The organism is Streptomyces sp. MRC013, from assembly GCF_023614235.1.
GTDB lineage: Bacteria > Actinomycetota > Actinomycetes > Streptomycetales > Streptomycetaceae > Streptomyces.
The window spans coordinates 238,895-257,097 of the sequence record NZ_CP094264.1; the positions used below are offsets into that span (position 1 = coordinate 238,895).

General features: G+C 75.1%; 14 protein-coding genes and 1 pseudogene. 8 read left to right on the top strand and 7 right to left on the bottom strand.

The annotated features are described in order from the left end of the window. The first annotated feature begins 129 nt into the window (after positions 1–129). Entirely contained in the window at positions 130–1,560 is a 1,431-nt protein-coding gene (locus LUW75_RS01085; RefSeq protein ID WP_250333931.1) for an SIR2 family protein, read from the top strand. Beyond that, positions 1,532–1,966 carry a hypothetical protein gene (locus tag LUW75_RS01090; protein ID WP_250333932.1) on the top strand — a complete coding sequence of 145 codons (435 nt, stop codon included), beginning with the start codon at positions 1,532–1,534 and terminating at the stop codon, positions 1,964–1,966. Before LUW75_RS01085 ends, LUW75_RS01090 begins: the two co-directional genes overlap by 29 nt. Here the strand turns inward: LUW75_RS01090 and LUW75_RS01095 are convergent. Genes LUW75_RS01095 through LUW75_RS01115 form a run of 5 tightly spaced genes read right to left on the bottom strand, consistent with a single transcriptional unit; the run spans position 1,936 to position 10,601 of the window. Then, complete coding sequence (locus tag LUW75_RS01095) at positions 1,936–4,692, bottom strand: NACHT domain-containing protein (protein ID WP_250333933.1); 2,757 nt, start codon at positions 4,690–4,692, stop codon at positions 1,936–1,938. The genes LUW75_RS01090 and LUW75_RS01095 overlap by 31 nt on opposite strands. A gap of 54 nt (positions 4,693–4,746) precedes the next feature. Continuing rightward, complete coding sequence (locus LUW75_RS01100; protein WP_250333934.1) at positions 4,747–6,006, bottom strand: FG-GAP repeat domain-containing protein; 1,260 nt, start codon at positions 6,004–6,006, stop codon at positions 4,747–4,749. A 39-nt stretch (positions 6,007–6,045) separates the two neighbouring features. After that, the gene (iolE, locus tag LUW75_RS01105; protein ID WP_250333935.1) at positions 6,046–6,987 is read right to left on the bottom strand and encodes a myo-inosose-2 dehydratase; all 942 of its coding nucleotides are present in this window, start codon (positions 6,985–6,987) and stop codon (positions 6,046–6,048) included. 23 nt (positions 6,988–7,010) lie between these two features. After that, positions 7,011–8,720, bottom strand: a complete 1,710-nt coding sequence (locus LUW75_RS01110) for a GMC oxidoreductase (protein ID WP_250333936.1) — start codon at positions 8,718–8,720, stop codon at positions 7,011–7,013. Positions 8,721–8,744: 24 nt separating this feature from the next. Continuing rightward, positions 8,745–10,601, bottom strand: a complete 1,857-nt coding sequence (locus LUW75_RS01115; protein WP_250333937.1) for a glycoside hydrolase family 15 protein — start codon at positions 10,599–10,601, stop codon at positions 8,745–8,747. 630 nt (positions 10,602–11,231) lie between these two features. Here LUW75_RS01115 and LUW75_RS01120 point away from each other — a divergent pair. The 5 genes and pseudogenes from LUW75_RS01120 to LUW75_RS01140 all read left to right on the top strand — a co-directional run bounded on the left by LUW75_RS01120 (position 11,232) and on the right by LUW75_RS01140 (position 15,869). Beyond that, entirely contained in the window at positions 11,232–11,657 is a 426-nt protein-coding gene (locus tag LUW75_RS01120) for a hypothetical protein (RefSeq protein WP_250333938.1), read from the top strand. A gap of 72 nt (positions 11,658–11,729) precedes the next feature. Next, positions 11,730–12,311 (top strand): carbonic anhydrase, encoded by a 582-nt coding sequence (locus LUW75_RS01125; RefSeq protein WP_250333939.1) that lies wholly within the window; start codon positions 11,730–11,732, stop codon positions 12,309–12,311. A gap of 14 nt (positions 12,312–12,325) precedes the next feature. Beyond that, positions 12,326–13,791: pseudogene (locus tag LUW75_RS01130) on the top strand (SulP family inorganic anion transporter). Between the two features lie 1,116 nt (positions 13,792–14,907). Then, a complete protein-coding gene (locus LUW75_RS01135) occupies positions 14,908–15,465 on the top strand; it encodes a TetR/AcrR family transcriptional regulator (protein WP_250333940.1) in 558 nt (185 codons plus the stop codon). Beyond that, positions 15,462–15,869 (top strand): DUF6463 family protein, encoded by a 408-nt coding sequence (locus LUW75_RS01140; protein WP_250333941.1) that lies wholly within the window; start codon positions 15,462–15,464, stop codon positions 15,867–15,869. The genes LUW75_RS01135 and LUW75_RS01140 overlap by 4 nt, the downstream gene beginning before the upstream one ends. 175 nt (positions 15,870–16,044) lie before the next feature. On the opposite strand, the gene LUW75_RS01145 is transcribed toward LUW75_RS01140, so the two are convergent. After that, positions 16,045–16,530, bottom strand: coding sequence for a YflT domain-containing protein (locus LUW75_RS01145; protein WP_250333942.1), 486 nt, complete (start codon positions 16,528–16,530; stop codon positions 16,045–16,047). Positions 16,531–16,596: 66 nt separating this feature from the next. Next, positions 16,597–17,220: a TetR/AcrR family transcriptional regulator gene (locus LUW75_RS01150; protein WP_250333943.1), complete on the bottom strand. Its 624-nt coding sequence runs from the start codon at positions 17,218–17,220 to the stop codon at positions 16,597–16,599. 73 nt (positions 17,221–17,293) lie between these two features. Here LUW75_RS01150 and LUW75_RS01155 point away from each other — a divergent pair, with 73 nt between their 5' ends. Next, positions 17,294–18,160 (top strand): class I SAM-dependent methyltransferase, encoded by an 867-nt coding sequence (locus LUW75_RS01155; RefSeq protein WP_250333944.1) that lies wholly within the window; start codon positions 17,294–17,296, stop codon positions 18,158–18,160. The last annotated feature ends 43 nt before the right edge of the window (positions 18,161–18,203 follow it).

The window sequence follows — 18,203 nt, forward strand, 5'->3', positions numbered from 1 at the left end:
TCACCGGTCACCGGTACCCGCGCCGGGTTCCCCGTCGGGCGCTGTCACCCGAACGTCGGCGCGCACCCGGGTCACGCGCGCCCGCCGGCCGGGAGGCGGCGCGTGGGCCGTCGGCGCAGAGTGGGAGGCATGAGGGACCACGGCGGAGCCGCGCCGACGGCGGCGGTGCGGGGGCTCGACCCCCTGGTCTCGCTCGCCATGTGCGTGCAGGCCGGGCCCGGCGTGTACGCGCTGCTGCTGGGCGCGGGCGTGTCGCGGGACGCGGGGGTGCCCACCGGGTGGGAGATCGTCACGGACCTGGTGCACCGGGCCGCCGTCGCGCGCGGCGCGGACGAGGAGCTCGCCGCGGCCGATCCGGAGTCCTGGTGGGCCCGCCACGGGGACGGCGGGCCGCTCGGCTACTCCGCCCTGCTGGAGGCGCTGGGCGGCACCTCCGCCGCCCGGCACAAGCTGCTGCGCGGTTACTTCGAGCCGGACGACGCGGAGTGGCGGGACGGGCTCAAGCTGCCCGGGGCGGCGCACCGGGCGGTGGCCCGGCTGGTGGCGCAGGGCTGGGTGCGCGTGGTGCTGACCACTAACTTCGACCGGCTCACCGAGCAGGCCCTGGCGGCCGCGGGGGTGCAGCCGCAGGTCGTCCACGGCCCCGGCAGCCTGCGCGGGATGACGCCGCTGGCGCACGCCCGGGCCACGGTGGTCAAGCTGCACGGCGACCTGACCGACCTGGAGGCCCGCAACACCGAGCGCGAACTGGAGCGGTACCCGGCTGCCTGGGCCGGGCTGGTGGACCAGGTGCTGGACGAGTACGGGCTGATCGTCTGCGGCTGGTCCGCCCGGTGGGACCACGCGCTGGTCGCCTGCTTCGAACGCCGCGCCACGCGCCGGTACCCCGTGTTCTGGGCCGCCCCGCACGGGGTGCGGGGCAGGGCCGCCGAGCTCGTCGCCCGGCACGGCGCCGTGGTGGTGCGGGGGCTGACCGCGCAGGAGTTCCTGCCCGGCCTGCTGGCCCGGGTGGAGGCCCTGGCGCACCGGGCGGAGCCCGCGCCCACCCGCGAGCTGTCGGTGGCCCGTCTCAAACGCGCGCTGCCCGACCCGGTGCGCCGCATCGACCTGTACGAACTGGTGGACGCCGAGGCGGCGCGCGTGGTGGAGCGCGTCTCGGACGGCGACCGGTACCCGGCCGGCGTGCGGTTCCCGGATCCGCGGGCGTACCGGGAGGTGCTGGAGCGCTACGAGAGCGACTGCGACACGCTGCTGCACCTGATGGCCGTGGGCGCGTTCCACGACGAGTCCGGGGCGCACACCCGGGTGTGGGTGCGCGCGCTGCGGCGGCTGCTCAACGCGGGCGGGGGCGCCCGCGGCGGGAGGGACGGCGAGCCGCACCTCTACCCGGCCCTGCTCGCCCTGTCCGCCGCGGGCGGCGCCGCCGTACTGGCCGGGCGCGACGACCTCCTCGGCCGGCTGTTCCTCGAACCGGTCCCGGTCCGCCCCCACCGGGCCGCCGCCGAGTCCGGGCCCGCCGTGCTCGCCCTGCGTGCGGGGGGAGGTCCTCGGCCCCGGTGAACGCCTCAACGCGCTGCTGGGGCGGCCGCACCCTCCGGCCGCCGTCCGGGCGGCGCACAGCACCTGGCTGCGGGAACGGCTGCGGGACGTGCTCGCCGAGCCGGCCGCCGACAGCGACCGCACGATCTCCGACGCGCTGGACTGCTACGAGTACCTGGCCGCGCTCCTCCAGGCCGACTTCTCGGAAGCCCCCGACATCTCCGGTGAGTTCGCCCTCCCCGACCGCTGGGACGTCGACGGGCGGCTCCGCGTCGCCGTGCGCGTGCAGGCCCGGTTCTCCGAGACCTGGCCGATGCTCCGCAGCGGCGCGTTCGGCGGCGAACTCCAGCGGGCCCACACGGCCGCGGCGGTGGTGGACGCGCTGTCGTGGGAGCGTCACGCGGAGGCCGCGGGGGGGCCGTCGTGATGACGCGGTGGTCGTGCCCGGTGTCCGCCGTCCCGCGCTCCGCCGCTCCCCGCGCCGGCGCCGCCGGCGATGCGCTCCTTGAACTCCGCGTGGCAGAACTGGTAGACGGGGCCGACTCGTCTGAGCAGGCCGAGCAGCCGGGCGTCCTCCATGAAGGACAGTGGCCGCCGCGGCAGCCGCCCGGTCGCGGCGAGCCGCAGGCCGGTCTCCCGGTACGCGAAGTAGGCGGTGCTCGACACGGCCAGGAGGCCGGCGGCGAGCCCGACCGAGAGGTTCGACTCCAGGGGCAGCAGCGAGCGGCCCACGGCCTGCACGCCGGGGATGTCGCTGTCGGCCAGGCCCCCCTGCAGCGTGACGGCCCATTTCGTCAGGAGCGGCACCACGCTGACCACCAGGAGCGCGACGGCGACCGTGCGGTCGCCCTGCAGTGTAGACTGCGGGGTCTCCTGCTCCAGGTCGGCGGGGACGCGGGCCCAGCGCAGGATGGCGTGCCCCGTCCCGAACAGGAGGCCGAGGAAGACCCCGAAGAGTCCTGTCGCGACGCACCTCTCCCACCAGGACAGGTCGAAGATCCAGGGTGCCAGGAAGGCGAGCGAGACCCCCAGGCAGACGCCCACCAGGAGGCCCCGGCCCAGGGACGCCGGGAACATGGCCCACAGCAGCCGCTTCGACCCGTGGAAGTCCAGCCGCGTCGGACGGGACGGGCCGCCGGCCGGATCGAGCCCCACCATGATGCCGGTGATCAGGAGGAAGACGCAGGCGTGGAAGGCCGCGTCCTGGCTGAGGAAGACCACGGACTCGTAGGGGGCGAGGAACGACACCTCCCCGGCGGGTCGTCCGGTCGCCTGGCGGACGGACATGAACAGGAGCAGGCCCGCGAGTTCGGCGCCCAGCCAGAAGAGGAGGAAGAACGCCAGGACCCTCCGCACCCGTGCGGTGCGGTGCCCCGCGGTGCGCGGACGCTCCCCCGACCGCCGGCGGAGCAGTGAGGAACCCAGCGCGCCGAGGGCGAGCAGCGCCATGCACGAGAACCAGGCGACGCCCGCCTTGAGCCCGGTGTACGGCGCCACGCCGATCTCGAACCCCGTGTCCATCTCCTCGACCCTCCGCGCCCAGCGCTCGGTCACCGCCCCCACCCCCGCGCAGAGCGGCAGGACGACGGCGCATCCGGCTCCCAGGCGGCGCGCGGCCTCCGCGAGGGCGCGCGGCCGTCCCCGGTCGCCCGGCAGGGGCCCGGAGGGCTCGGCCGGCCCTCCCCGGTCGGCCACCCGGGCGAGCCGGATCACCACCGTCGCCGCGACGCCCGTGGCCAGCGTGACGGCCAGGAAGTACCCGAACCGTGCGAGCGGCGGGAACGTCCAGTAGAAGTAGTCGGCCGCCGTGCAGCCCGCGCCCAATCCGATCACCGCGCCGGCCACCGGCCCGGACAGCGGGCCCGCCGGGTCCGGCCGCAGCGCGCGGCGCAGCTCCCACCAGGCGATGTCGTCGGTGCCCTGGCGTTCGACGTGCGAGGCGAAGAAGGCGAGCGTCGTGCGGGCGTCGTACGGGTGCCAGCGGGCGGCGGCGGTACGGCGCGGGTCGGGGGCCGACGGGTCGGAGGCGGCCGGTTGCGCGGTGAAGACCGCCGGGACCAGCGCGTCGAGCAGGTGGTGCCGGAGGCTTTCCGCGTCGCCGAAGCGGGTCAGCTCGGCGGGGTCGGCCGCCGGTGAGGTGTAGACGGTGCGGGCGAGCCAGACGTTCAACGGAACCGACAGGGCACGGGCGACGGGCCCCTCGGGCCGCAGCGTGAGTTCGTCGATCACCGGCTGCCATGCGGGCAGGCGCCTGGGCGGGACGGCGCTGCGCAGGTAGCCGGCCACGTCGGCCGCCGCCACCGGTTCCGCGACGACCACGGCGGCGGCGGTGAGCACGTCGGTGTCCGCGACGGCCCGGTGGTACTCGGCCCTGCGGGAGGCGAGGATCAGCGGGCCGTGCACGGCGACGGCGTGGTTGACCGCGGTCAGCGCCCGGGCCCGCAGGTCGGCGGGGAGTTCGTCGAGACCGTCCAGGACGGGCAGGACGCGTCCTTCGGCGACCAGTTTGCGGGCGGCGTCCCGGCCGTAGGCCTGTTCGTTGCGCAGGGCCGGGTAGTCCTCGTGGATGCGGCGCGCCATCCAGCTCAGCAGCGGCTCCTTGCGGGGGTTCCACGGGGCCAGGTCCAGCAGGACGGGGACGGGCTCCCCGGCTTCCGGGGCGCGCAGGAGTTCGCGTACGAGGAGGACGACGAGGGAGGTCTTGCCCGCCCCGGGGTCGCCGAGGACCACCAGCCGCCGGTGGGGCAGGGCGCGGAAGGCCGCGGCGAAGGCGCGGACGTCGTCGCTGCGGCCGGACAGGGCGCGGCCGACCATCCGCGCGTGGTCCCCGGCCTGCGCCTGGTCGCTGCGCCAGCGCACGGCCAGCGGGTGCGGGTCGAGCAGTCCCTGTGCGGCGGCCTCCTCGCTCCACTGGTGGCGCACCATGGCGGCGAGCGCCTCCGCGGCCTGTTCGAGTTCGGTCCGGGTGGCCGGGGTGGCGGGTCGGGTCCGCTGCCAGGACCAGCCGACCAGGCCGACGGTGGCCGAGATGATGACGCTCAGGGAGGTCACGGCGACCTCGCCCGCACCCGCCACCACGGTCACCACGACGACCAGCGCCGCGACGCCGGCCGCTCCGACGCACCAGGGCCACAGCGGTCTACGGTTTCTCATGGCGGTGGGTGTCCGGGCGTCCGGTGCGGGCGGGGCTCTCGGCACGCGGGGTGGTCACGGCCGGCCGGCCGCCTGCTCGATGTCGTTGCGGAACAGGCAGAGCTTGGCGTCCTCCGCGAGGAAGTACTTGTCGACCTTGTAGGCGATGGTGGCGAAGTCGAGACGGCCGTCCCCGTCGAAGTCGCCGATGGCGATCCGCGCGGCGCTGTCCGAGGAGACCCGCCACTTGGTGAACACCCCGGCGGCGATGTCCAGCGCCTTGTAGTAGAAGACTCCCTGCCAGGGGTACGGGCCGCGCAGTGCGACGAGGAACTCGTCGTCGCCGTCGCCGTCGAAGTCCGCGCAGACGATCTGGTGGCTGGGGCCCTCGCCGAGTTCGTTGGGGTCGCCGAAGACGTCCAGCACGATCCGGCGCCAGGACGCCTCGGCCACCGGTGTGCCGGGCTGCTCCTTGACGTAGGCCGCCACGGTGTTGCCGTGGAAGGGCTCGGTGGCCACGACGTAGGCGTGCGGGTCGTCGCCGATCCGTCCGGCGCCGACGTCGCCGCTGCCCTTGAACCCGGTCCGCTCGAACCGCTCCTGTTCGCCGGAGCCGATGCGCGTGGTGGTGAACCGGCCTTCGCGTTCGTCGTAGTGGAGCCAGGTCACGCCCTCCTCGGAGGCGAGCAGGACCGAGTCGAGGTGTTCGCTGCCGGGCAGCGGGTTCTTCCGGATCTCCGCACCGTGGATCATGCGGAAGTGGCTGTCGTCGAGGATCCGCTTGTTCCAGGGCCGGCGCACGTCGTCGTCGGGGCTGAACAGCAGGACGGGGACGAGGGCGTGGACGTGCCGGGCGCCCACGGTCGGCAGGGCCATCAGCTCGGGTGTGCGGGTCTGGGTGAAACGGCCCAGGCGCAGCCGGTGCATGGCGGTCTGCCGGCCGATGTAGTGGCGCTTCCAACGGGTTTCGGAGCCGAACTCGCCGGGGTTCTCGATCCAGTCGATCTTCCCGCCCTCGGGGTCGGGGTCGTCGATGCGGCCGCCCGCGCCGTACAGCTCGTAGCAGACCACGACGTCGGGGCGGCCGTTGCCGGTGACGTCCCCGTAGTGGGCGCCGATCGGCATGTGGAAGCCGTCGGCGACGAGCCGCCGCTCCCAGCCGGGGTTGCGGTACCAGTAGATCTCGCCGAGGTACAGGCCGTGGCCGACCAGGTCGGGGCGGCCGTCCCCGTCGACATCGGGGGCCTCCAGCCAGTAGCCCTCGATGAGGTTGTCGTGGAGGACCTCCCGGGTGAACCGGGGGACGCGGATGTCCAGGGGGGTGCTTGCGCCCATGGGGATGCCTTTCCGGTGAGGGGTGCGGTCGGGGCCGGGTCAGCCGAGGGCCCGGGCCAGGTAGGCGTGGGCGGTCTGGGCGTAGTACAGCGGTGGGTGCCCGCCGAGCGGGTTCTGCTCGGCCTCCACCACCAGCCAGCCGCGGTAGGACTCGCCCGGCCGGAGGACCGCGAGGAAGGTGTCGAAGTCGATGTCGCCGTCGCCGTCGCCGGGCACGGTGAAGATGCCCGCCTCGATGTACTCGCGGAAGCTGCCGTCGGACAGGGTGCGGTCGGCGTGGACCGTGCCGCGGACGTTCTTCAGGTGGACGTGGGCGATGCGGTCGCGGTGGCGTTCGACGACCCCCGCCGGATCGGCGCCGGCCCAGGTGAGGTGGCCGGTGTCCAGTAGGAGGCCGACGTGGCGCGGGTCGGTGTGCCGCATGAGCCGGTCGACGTCCTCCCCGGTCTGGACGCCGGTGCCCATGTGGGGGTGGTAGGCCAGGGTGAAGCCCTGGGCGGCGGTGATCTCGCCGATCTTGTTCAGTCCGTCGCACAGGTCGGCCCACTGCTCGTCGGTGAACTCGGGTTTGTTGCCGCGCAGGCTGAGCGCCTGGAGGTGGACGGATCCGCCGAACTCGGCGACGCCGATGATGCGGGTCTTCACCGGGGGGTCGCAGGCGTTGAACCGCTTCAGGAACTCCAGCACTTCCAGCAGGTGCCGGGCGGTGCGCGCGGGGCCGTCGGGCACGGTGAGGTAGGTGCTCACCCACGGTTCGCTCACGCTGAGGCCGCGCAGGTGCATCGCGGCGGTCAGCGCGGCGACGTCCGTGGTGAAGGTGTGGCCGATGCTGCACCCCTCGAACCCCGCGAGGGCGATCTCGCTGAGGCACTGCTCCATGGGGATGTGGTTGCCGATGAGCGGGAAGTCGTCGTTGGTCCAGCAGGTGGGGGTGATGCCCAGATGGATGCCGTCCGGGCCGCGGGTGGTCTGTGCCGGCATGGTGGGGTCCAGGGGGTCGGGGGTCAGCGTCCGGGGTGGCCCTTGACGATGGTGTCGGCCGCGCGCAGCGCCATGGCGACGCTGGTGAGCGTGGGGTTGGAGGCGTTGCCGAAGGGGTGCAGGCCGTTGCCGCCGAGGTAGAGGTTGTCGATGTGCCACACCTTGGAGTGCTCGTCGACGACGCTGTCCATCGGGCTCGTCCCCATGCGGGTGGTGCCCGCGATGTGCAGCGGCAGGCCCGGGGCCAGGAAGACGGGTTCGGAGCCGGGCATGAAACCGCCGAGCGCGGCGGCGGTGTGCAGCATGTGCTCGTTCATGCGGTCCGTCTCCTTCCGTTCGGCCTGGTCGAGGCAGAAGTGGAACGTGGGCTGCGGCATGTCGAGGGTGTCGCGGAGCCTGCGGGAGAAGGTGACCCTGTTCTCTGAGCGGGGCCGGCAGATGCCGAACCAGCGCAGGTCGACGATGAGCCGGGGGTCGATGTTGGGCGGTACGGCGCCGTAGGTGAAGGCGTCGCGGTGGATCTGGCAGTGCCAGGGGCGGCGGCCGGTCACCAGCAGGGCCAGGTTCGGGTCCCGCTCGGTGGGCGGGAAGGGCACGGGGTCGGCGCACCTGTCGCCGGAGTGCAGGCGCTTGAGCTGTGCGGCACGGTAGCGGGCGACGCGGTCGGCGGCGGCACGGGCCGGGTCGTCGTCGCCCGGACCGGCGCGCAGGACGTCCTCGATGTGGTCCACGTGCTCCTGCTGGAGCACGACCTGGCAGAACGACATGGGCTGCTCGGTCAGGTAGCGGCCGAGGGCGGGCAGGGTGACGCCGGAGTTGAACAGCAGCTGCGGGGTCGGGACGGCGCCGCAGGCCACGACGTACGTCTCGGCCCGCAGGCGGATCTCCTGGCGAACGTCGCGCAGGTCGCGCACCACGGCGTACCGGACCTCCTGGTGCTTGTCCGAGCCGGCGATCTCCAGCCGTACGCACTGGTGCTCGGGCAGCAGGGAGAACGAGCCGCGCGGCGGTGTGTGGGCGGGGTCGGCCAGCTCGCCGAGGACGGTGTCGGCGGCCGACCAGGTCACCGCGGAGGTCTGGTCGGAGTCGGCCCGGTCGCGGACCGCGAGGGGCAGTTCGGTGATGTCGGCGCACTCCTCTCCGGCCCGTTGCAGCACCCGCTTGACCAGCAGGTGCCGGGCGGAGGAGGCGAAGACGGAGGTGCTGCGGGCGAGCAGGCGCTCCGCCTCGTCGTAGAGCCGGTCCATCTCCTTCTCGCCGATGGGGTAGGGCTGCCCCCCGTACTGCCGTTCCACCTCGGGGTGGAAGCGGGGGATCGCGCAGGTCCAGTGGGTGGCCATGCCGCCGACCGCGTAGGTGGCCGCCGCCGCGGGCAGGTTGAGGTGCTTGCGCTGCTCCGGGTTCTGGTTGCGCATCGAGAAGCCGGCGTACTTGTCCGGGTCGTAGGAGAACGCCGACGGGTCGAGCGTGAGCACCGGCTCCCTGTTGGTGGCGGTCGACAGGGGGAGCAGGTGCCCCCTGATGACCGAGACGAACAGGTCGATGTTCTTCTGGAACAGGTAGTTGTTCTTCAGGTGTTCGCCGTAGCGGCGGGAGAGCTGGGAACCGGCGTCGATCATCAGGACGCTCTTGCCCGCGGCCACCAGCTCGCGGGCGAAGGCGCATCCGACGGGGCCGCTGCCGATGATCAGCACGTCGGCCTCGCGGGGGGCGGGCGCGGCGGTGTCGTTCATGGACGTCCTTTCGGCCGGGCCGCGTCAGCGGCGCGGGCGGTCGTGGTGTGCGGCCGGTGCGGCGGCCCCGGTGCCGGGGCGCAGGCTCCGGCCGTCCACGGCGCTGATGTCCGCCGTACGGCTGAGCCACAGCGCGCTGTTGACGAGACCGACCATGCTGAACGCCTGCGGTGTGTTGCCGAGGTGGCGGCCGGTGGCCGGGTCGTACTCCTCCGCGAGCAGCCCGACGTCGTTGCGCAGGTCCAGCAGCCGCTCGAACAGCTCCAGGGCCTCCCGGTGGCGGCCGACGCCGTGCAGTGCGTCGACGAGCCAGAAGGAGCAGACCAGGAAGGTGGCCTCGGAGCCCGGCAGGCCGTCGACGCCGCCGTCCGCCTCCGGCCGGTAGCGGTGCAGGAAGCCGTCCTCGCCCAGTTCCCGGCACACCGTGTCGACGGTGCCGCGGACGCGCGGGTCGTGCCAGGGCAGGAAGCCGATGCGCGGCAGCAGCAGGAGGGCGGCGTCCACGCCCTTCGAACCGTAGAACTGCGTGAAGGTGTTCCGTTCGGCGTCGAACCCCTCCCGGCAGACCTCCTCGTGGATGCGGTCGCGCAGCCGCTTCCAGCGGTCCACCGGACCCTGGCGGCCCTGGTGCAGCACCGCGCGCACCGCCCGGTCCACGCCCGCCCACGCCATCGCCTTCGAATGCACGAAGTGGCGTGGCCCGCCGCGGACCTCCCACAGGCTGAGGTCGGGTTCCCGCCAGTTGCCCTCCAGGAAGTCCAGCAGCGCCTGCTCCATCCTCCACGCCGTGTCGCTCGCGGGCATCCCGGCCTCGCGGCCCACGTAGAAGCACTCGAGTACCTCTCCCCACACGTCCAGCTGGAACTGGCGGGTGGCGGCGTTGCCGACCCGGACGGGGCGCGAGCCCCCGTACCCGGAGAGCCAGTCCAGCTCGTACTCGGGCAGCCGCCAGGTGCCGTCGAGGCCGTACATGATCTGAAGGTCGGCGGGGTTGCCCGCGACCGCGCGCAGCAGCCAGTCCCGCCACCGGGTCGCCTCCTCCAGGTAGCCGGTGCCGATGAGCGCCTGGAGGGTGAAGGTGGCGTCGCGCAGCCAGCAGTAGCGGTAGTCCCAGTTGCGCGGGCCGCCGGGCTGTTCGGGCAGCGAGGTGGTGGCCGCGGCGAGGATGCCCCCGGTGGGCCGGTACGTCAGGGCCTTCAGGGTGATCAGGGAGCGCCGTACGGCCCCCTCCCACCGCCCTCGGTAGTCGCACGCGTCCGTCCAGCTCCGCCAGAACCGCTCGGTGGCCCCGATCGCCGGCAGTGCGTCGACCGGCTTCAGGCGGCTGACGAGGTGGGACGGCTTGTGGGTGAGGACGAAGGGCACCCGCTGTCCGGCCTCGACGGTGAACTCCGCCCGGGTCGCCAGGTTCTCGCCGTGCACCTCCACCGGGGTGTGCAGCCAGAAGGCGTCCGGTCCGGCCACGGCCCGCAGCCCGTCGCCCGCGCGGTACACCCACGGGATGATCCGGCCGTAGTCGGGGCGCAGCCGCAGGTCCATCCGCATGGTCACCCGCCCGCTGACGCCCTCGACCAGCCGCACCACGTCGGCGCCCTCGCCGCGCAGCGGCATGCAGTCCACGACGCGCACCCCGCCGTCCGCGGTGTGCCACTCGCTCTCCAGGACCAGGGTGTCGTCCCGGTACCGGCGTCGCGTCGCGGGGCCGCCCCCCGCCGGGGCCAGCAGCCACCGGCCCGCCTCCTCGTCGTGCAGCAAAGCGGCGAAGCAGGCCTGCGAGTCGAACCCGGGCAGGCACAACCAGTCGATCGACCCGTCGCGCCCCACCAGCGCGCCCGAGTGCAGGTCGCCTATGAAGGCGTAGTCCTCGATGGCATTGGCCATTGCGGCGCTCCCTCACATCGGCCGGTGACCCCCGTCCGCCGACGGTGTCCGCGGCACGCGGTGCCGGCATCGCGGGGGGCCGCACGGGGCCCGCGGTGCGGGTCGACGGCCCGGCCCGGCCCCGGGCGACGGGGCGGGCGGGGCGGCACGGAGGTCGGGGGTACGGGCAGGTGATCGACGGCCCGTCCGACGGCGGTGCCGGGTGCACGCCGGGCACGGTGGACGGGTGAGCCGTCCGGGCACGTTCGCGGTGCCTCATTCACAGTGGCACAGAGCCGGGACCGGCGCGAGTCGGCGTACCCGGCCGGCCGGCCCGGCCCGGCGGACGCCTCCGGGCCCGGCCCGGGGCGCTCCGGCCGGGCCCGGGCGGGCCGGGTCCCGTCTCGCCCGGGCCACCGGTACGGGCCTGTCGCAGCCGTCCCCGCGGGGCCCCGTCCTCCGGCCGCGCCGTCCGGCGGGCCGGGCCCCCCGCTCTCCGCCGCCCCGGTCCGCCTTCCTGCTGAAAATTCCTTTTGTTCACCGTGTCTTCGCCACTTCGGACCCCGACCGACATTACACTTCGTTGACCCGGCCTTTAAGTGCTCTTGGTGAAGCCGGGGTCCGTGGTCGTGGAGGGGAGAGGGAGGGAGCATGCGGTCGCCGAAGCCGGCCGGTACGGCCCCGTCCGCCGTCTTAGCCCTCCTCGTCCTGCCCCTGGTGGCCCTCGCCCTCGCCGTCGTGCAGACCTCGGCCCTCGCCGCCGCGGTCCGGGCCCGGGCCGCGGCCCCGCACCCCGCAGCCCAGTCGCCCCTCGTCCACGCCCCGGCGGCCGGCCGGCAGACGAGCGTCGGCGCCAAGGAGTGCGAGCAGTCCGGACCGGCCGTCAACGGCGCGCCGCGCGGCCGCGACCGGCACCGGGCCGGCACCCGGGCGCCGCTGCCCCCGACGGCCGCACACCCCTCCCGCACGGCCGACCCGCCGGGCGGCCTCCCACGGGCCGGGCCGCTCGTCCGGTCGGGCCGGGAGGGACCGCGCGCCGCCCCCACCCTCGCCGACCTCCAGGTCTTCCGCTGCTGAGCGGCGCCGTCCACCCGGTCCCGTCTCTCATCGGTCCGACGCGCCGTCGCGCGCGCCAGGAGGAATCACCTGATGCAACCCCTCATCGACAACGCCCGTACGTTCGGACAGCGCCCTGAGGAGTTCGCCGAGCTCGCCGAGGGCCAGTCGCCCGAGGTCCTCTTCATCACCTGCTCCGACTCGCGGGTCGTCCCCGCCCTGATCACGGGCGCCCGCCCCGGCCAGCTGTTCGAGCTGCGCACCGCGGGCAACATCGTCCCCCCGTACACCACGGGCCGCCCCACCGGCGAGGCGGCCACGATCGAGTACGCCGTCGAGGTCCTCGGCGTGCGCGACGTCGTGGTCTGCGGCCACTCCCACTGCGGCGCCGTGGGCGCGCTGGTGCGGGGCGAGGACCTCAGCGCCGTACCGGCGGTGCGCGAGTGGCTGGCGCACGCCGCGCCCGAACCGGCGGCCGGGCCGGCCGACGACCCGGCCGTCGCCGAGGCCGTGCAGCACCACGTGCTGGCCCAGCTGCTGCGGCTGCGCTCGTACCCGTGCGTCGGGCGGCGCCTGGAGGACGGCCGGCTCACGCTGCGCGGCTGGTACTACGAGGTGCACACCGGGTCCGTACGGGAACACCGCGCGGCCACCGACGCCTTCGAGTCGCTGTGAAGGGGGCGAACACCATGTCGTCCCGCTTCCCCCACCTGCGGCAGGACTTCGCCGCCTCCCTCGTCGTGTTCCTCGTCGCCGTCCCGCTGTGCCTGGGCGTCGCCGTCGCCTCCGGGGTGCCCGCCGAACTCGGCCTGGTCACCGGCATCGTGGGCGGCCTCGTCACCGGCCTGATGCGCGGCAGCAGCATCCAGGTCTCCGGGCCGGCCGCGGGCATGACCGTGCTCGTCTTCGAGGCCGTCCACGAGTTCGGCCTGCCCGCCCTCGGCGTGATCGTGCTGCTGGCGGGGGCGATCCAGATCGCCCTGGGCGCGCTGAAGTGGGGCCGCTGGTTCCGGGCGATCTCCCTGTCCGTGGTGGAGGGCATGCTCGCCGGCATCGGCCTCGTCATCATCGCCGGGCAGCTGTACGCGGCCGCCGGGATGAAGGCTCCCGCCTCCGGACCGGACAAGCTCGCCGGCCTGCCCGGCGCGGTCGTGGAGGTCCTCGGCAGCCGCTCGGCGCTGGTCTCGCTCGCCGTCGGCGCGGGCACCGTCGCCGTGATCGTGCTGTGGCGGCGCCTGCCCGGACGGGCCCGCGCCGTGCCGGGCGCGCTCGCCGCGGTCGTCCTGGCCGCGGCCGTCACGCAGTTGTTCGCGCTGCCGGTGGCGACCGTGGAGGTGGACGGGCTGCTGGGCGCCCTCCAGCCGCCGGGGCCCGACGCCTTCGGGCAGCTGGGCGACGTCGCCCTGCTCGGCACCGCCCTCGCGTTCGCGCTGATCGCGTCGGCGGAGTCGCTGTTCAGCGCGGCGGCCGTGGACCGGCTGCACGACGGTCCGCGCACCCACTACGACCGGGAGCTGATCGCCCAGGGCACGGGCAACGCGGTCTGCGGCGCGCTCGGCGCGCTGCCGATGACCGCGGTGATCGTCCGCAGCTCGGCCAACGTGCAGGCGGGTGCCCGGACGAAGGCGGCCCGGGTGCTGCACGGCGTCTGGCTGCTGCTGTTCGCGGCGCTGCTGCCGGCCGCCCTGGGGCTCATCCCCCTGGCGGCGCTCGCGGGCATCCTCGTCCACGCGGGCTGGAAGCTGATCCCCTTCCGGGCCGTCCTCTCCCTGTGGCGGGCGCATCGGGGGAGGCGCTGATCCTGGTGGTCACGGCGGTGGCGATCGTCGCGGTGAACATGTTCGAGGGCGTGCTGATCGGGCTCGCGCTGTCCGTGGTGAAGGCCGCGTGGGACGCGTCGCACATCCGGCTGACCGTCGTCGACAAGGGTGCCGGCCCCGTCCAGGCCCACCTGTCGGGCAACGCGACCTTCCTGCGCCTGCCGAAGATCCTGGACACCCTGGAGGGGCTCCCCCACGACCGCCCGGTGGAGCTGGACCTGTCGGGCCTCCACCACCTCGACCACGCCTGCCGCACGGCGCTGGAGAGCTGGTCGGAGCGCCACAGCGCGACGCTCTCGGCCTCGTCGGCCCGCCCGGAGCCGTCCGCCCTGTGATCCGGGGCGCCCCGGCCTCCCGGCCCCCCGCCCGCGGGCTCGCACCTGCGGGCGGGGGGCGGGCTCAGCCGGTCGGCCGCCTCGCCTCGGCGCGCACGCCGAGCACCCTCCGCGCGGTGGCGGTGAGGTCGACGGAGTCGGGGTCCGGGGCGGTGCCCGGAGGAGCCGGGAAGGCGACGTAGGCGATCGTGTTCGCGTCCCCCCACGCGCAGACGGGGACCGTGGAGGTGCCTGCCGCCTCGTCGAGCAGCAGGACCGTGCACCGCAGCTCGACGTCGGAGCCGGGGGGGCCTGACCGTCCTCGACGGGCGGGCCTCCCTGACCCCGTCCGCCTCGCGCATCCCCTTCAGGAACTTGTCGCGCTGCCGCTCCGGCTTCTCGAACCGCCCGGACATCCCGACGAGCGTCAGGCGGCGCTGCACGTCGGCGGCGGTACCGTCGTACGTACCGACGACGGTCGACGTGATGCGCCAGCCCGGCCCGTCGGAGTCGGTCTCCTTCCGCGCGCGTGCGTCCATCTCCTCCGAGCGGTCCTCGGCCAGCCGGTAGTCGCCGTCGAGGAGGGTGCCGGGAACGGTGAGCCGGTACTCGGCCGCCGGGAGCGGACGCGCGGTGCCGCCGGCGCCGACGACCCTCCCTCCCAGGTACGCCAGTCCGGCGAGGACGGAGACGGAACCGAGGACGACGCCGACGACCGGTAACGTCCGCTTCCTGCCCGGCGGCGGCGCGACGGGCGGCGGCGCACCCCAGGGCCCCGCCGCCCGGTGGGCGGGGTGCGGCGGATACTGCGGCGGGTGCACCCCGTAGGGGCCGGGCTGCGGCGGATGTGCCGGGTGGGCACCCGGCTGCGGGGGAAGCCCGTAGGGAGCGGGCGGCGGCGGATATGCCCCGTGGGGGCCGGGCTGCGGGGGCGTGGGCTGGTTCATGGTCACAGGCTAGGGGAGGCCCGCGGGCGGCCGTCGGGCTCCGCCCCTCCGGCGCGGGGGGGGTGCTGCCGACCGCCCGGTCCGGCGCGGGCGGCGCGTCGGGACCCGCCCTCGCGGAAAGCGCCCCCGCCCCGTACCATACGGTACGGTAGGTCACGCATCAGACGGCGCGAGCAGGCGGGAGCGGCCCATGGCGAGCAGGCGGGACTGGCTGGAGGAGGGCCTCCGGGTCCTGGGCGAGGAGGGGGCGCCCGCACTGACGGTGGACCGGCTCGCCGCGCGCCTCAAGCTCACCAAGGGCTCCTTCTACCACCACTTCAAGGGGATGGCCGGGTACCGGAGTGACCTGCTCGCCCACTACGAGGCCGAGCACACCGGCCGGTACGTCGCCGACGCCGACCGCCGCGGCGGCGACACCCCGCGCGCCCGGCTGCTGTACCTGCGCGAGCTGGTGCTGGACGACAAGGACGGCAGCGACGCGCTGGAGATCGCCGTGCGCGCCTGGGCGCTGCAGGACCCCGAGGTGCACGCCCTCCAGCAGCGGGTGGACCGGACGCGCGTCGGCTACCTGCGGGAGCTGGTGCGCGGCGCCGGCGGGGACGCCGACGCGACACCGCTCGCCCGCCTGCTGTACCTGCTGCTGGTCGGCGCCCAGCAGGTCGTACCGCCGCTGCCTGCCGAGGAGTTGCGGGAGGTCTACGACCTGGCGCTGCGCCTGGCGCCGCACGGGGAGGAACCGGTCGCGTGAACGGCCCGGCCCGCTGGACGCCCCGGCTGATCATCGCGACGGCCGTGCTGCACTTCGTCTGGGCGTTCGCCCAGCCCAACGACTGGGCGGGCATCGCCGCGGACGGCTTCTTCCGCACCTCCGTCGACGCCGGGGCGTCCCACCACTTCGCCCGCGAGGCGAGCATCTGGTTCATGGCCGGCGGGGTCGCGCTCCTGGCCCTGGGCACGCTCACCCGGCACGTCCTGCGGGCCACCGGCCGCCTGCCGGCCCAGGTCGGCTGGTACCTGCTGGCCCTGGGCGTCCCGCTGTGCGTCTTCTCCTTCCCCGTCAGCGGGGGCTGGGCGCTCGTCGCCATCGGCGTCCTGGCGCTGGTCGCGAGCCGCCGCACGGCGGCCGGCCCTCCACGGCGGGACCCCCCGTGACGGCCCCGGAGGCCGTCCGGTTCCGTGCCGGGGGCCGCTGCGCGCGGCACGGGGCCACCGGGACCGGGAGCGGTCGGCCGGATGGAGCGACGTGCGCGGGGCGACGGGCCGGCGGGCCGGCGGATCGCCGGGGTGGCGGGCCGTCAGGGCTCCGGGCCGTCAGGCCGACCGGCCGTCAGACCGACGGGCCGGAACCGTGCAGGACCGCCCGCGCCCGCTCGGCGTGGCCGCCGCGCGCGATCACGTCGTACCTCGACGCCGCGAGGCTGCGGACGGACGAGAAGTCCCGGCGCCCGCCCGTCGCGGCGTGCCCGGCGAAGCCCCACACGGCGCCCCAGACGGCACCCAGGAGAACACCGCTGAGCAACAGGCCGAGCCAGGCCGGTCCCGGCGTGAACAAGCCGAGGAGGATGCCGATGAACAGGCCGAACCACGCGCCGCTCGCGGCGCCGGCGGCCGCCGCCCTGCCCTTGGTGACCCGGCCGGTGACGTGTTCCACCAGCCGCAGATCCGACCCCACGATGTCGATGTTCTCGACCGGGAACTTCTCGTCGGAGAGGCGGTCGACGGCGGCCTGCGCCTCCTCGTACGAGTCGTAGCTGCCGACCGTGTTCCACGCGGCGCCGACAGGGTCCAGCGGTCGGGGATCGATGCTCGCCATGGGTGTGCCTCCGTCCTCGGTGTACTCGTTGACTCTGCCCGGACCGCCTCTCCACCTCTCCGCGTTTCACTCCTGCGGCCGTGCGCCCGGCCGGCCCGCCCCCGCCGGACCCCAGGGGGCGACGACGGCGGCGACCGTCCTCCCGAGCGCCTCGGGGGTGGGAGCGGGGCCCGTGCGGTCGGCGTACAGGAGGTGGCCGGCGCCGATCAGCGCTGGGGCGAGCGCGTCCACGTCGGCGTCGGGTGCGAGGCGGCCGAGGTCCCGTTCGGCGGCGAGGTAGTCGGCCAGGGCCGCCGCCGCCTCCGCCAGGAGCGGGACCCCCGTCGGCCGGGTCCGGCGCAGCCGCGCCCGCAGTCCGTCCCGGCCGGCGACGAGTCCGACGACCGCGACGGCGACCGTGCCGAACAGGTCCGTCAGGGCGCCCGTCAGGTTCCCGGCGACCGTGCCGGTGCCGGCGCGGTCGCGCAGGGCGGACGCACGGGCCTCGATCCCGGCGGCGCGGTCCTCCACCAGACCGGCCAGGAAGTCGTCGAAGTCGGTGAAGTGGCGGTGCAGGACGCCCTTCGCACAACCGGCCTCCGCCGTGACCGCCCTGCTGGTCAGGCCGCTGGGGCCGGCCCGCAGCAGGACGCGCTCGGCGGCGTCGAACAGCTGCCGCCGCACCTCTCGGATCGCCACTCCTGTCGGCACCGTGCGGTCCTCCCCGTGCTCGAAGGTTCTTCACCCGTTGACGAGTGGGCATGTGCCCACTCATAGTGGGCACATGCCCACCTTACCTCCGGGGGAACCGGCCCTCCCCCGCTCCAGCCCCCTTCGCGCACACGGTGTCGCCGAGTCGTTCGGCGTCGACCCCGAACGCTACGACCGGGCCAGACCCGGCTACCCCGGCGCCCTGATCGAGGCGGTCCTCGCCGCCGCGCCCGGCGGGGACGTCCTCGACGTCGGCATCGGCACCGGCATCGCGGCCCGCCGGTTCCGGGCGGCCGGCTGCACGGTGCTGGGCGTGGACCCCGACCCGCGGATGGCCGACCGGGCGCGGCGGGACGGCCACGAGGTGGAGGTGGCCGCGTTCGAGGCGTGGGACCCGGACGGCCGGTCGTTCGACGCCGTGATCTCCGCGCAGGCCTGGCACTGGGTGGACCCGGTCGCGGGCGCGGCGAAGGCCGCGGAGGTGCTGCGGCCCGGGGGCCGGCTGGCCGTGTTCTGGAACGACGGCCGGCCGCCGCGCGACCTCGCCCGGGCCTTCGCCGAGGTGTACGGGCGGTTCGCACCGGACGCGCCCGCCGCCCGCCTCTGGAGGGCGGCGGGCGGGGAGGGGGAGCACCCGGGGTACGCGGCGCTTTCCGTCCGGGCGGCCGACGGGATGCGGGCGGCGGGCGCGTTCGACGCGCCCGAGGTGTGGCGGTTCGCCTGGGAGCAGGCGTACACGCGGGACGCGTGGCTCGACCAGCTCCCCACGACGGGCGGCCACTGCGGCCTCCCGCCGGCCGTACTGGCCCGGCTCTCGGCGGGCGCCGGTGCCGCCGTCGACGCCGTGGGCGGCGCCTTCACGATGCGGTACACCACCATCGTGGTGACGGCGGCACACCGAGGGCCCGGTCGCACCCGGCCTCCCGCCGACCGCGGGTGACCGCGGCTTCGGGCCGTGCGCCACGCCGGGCGGATCGCGCCGG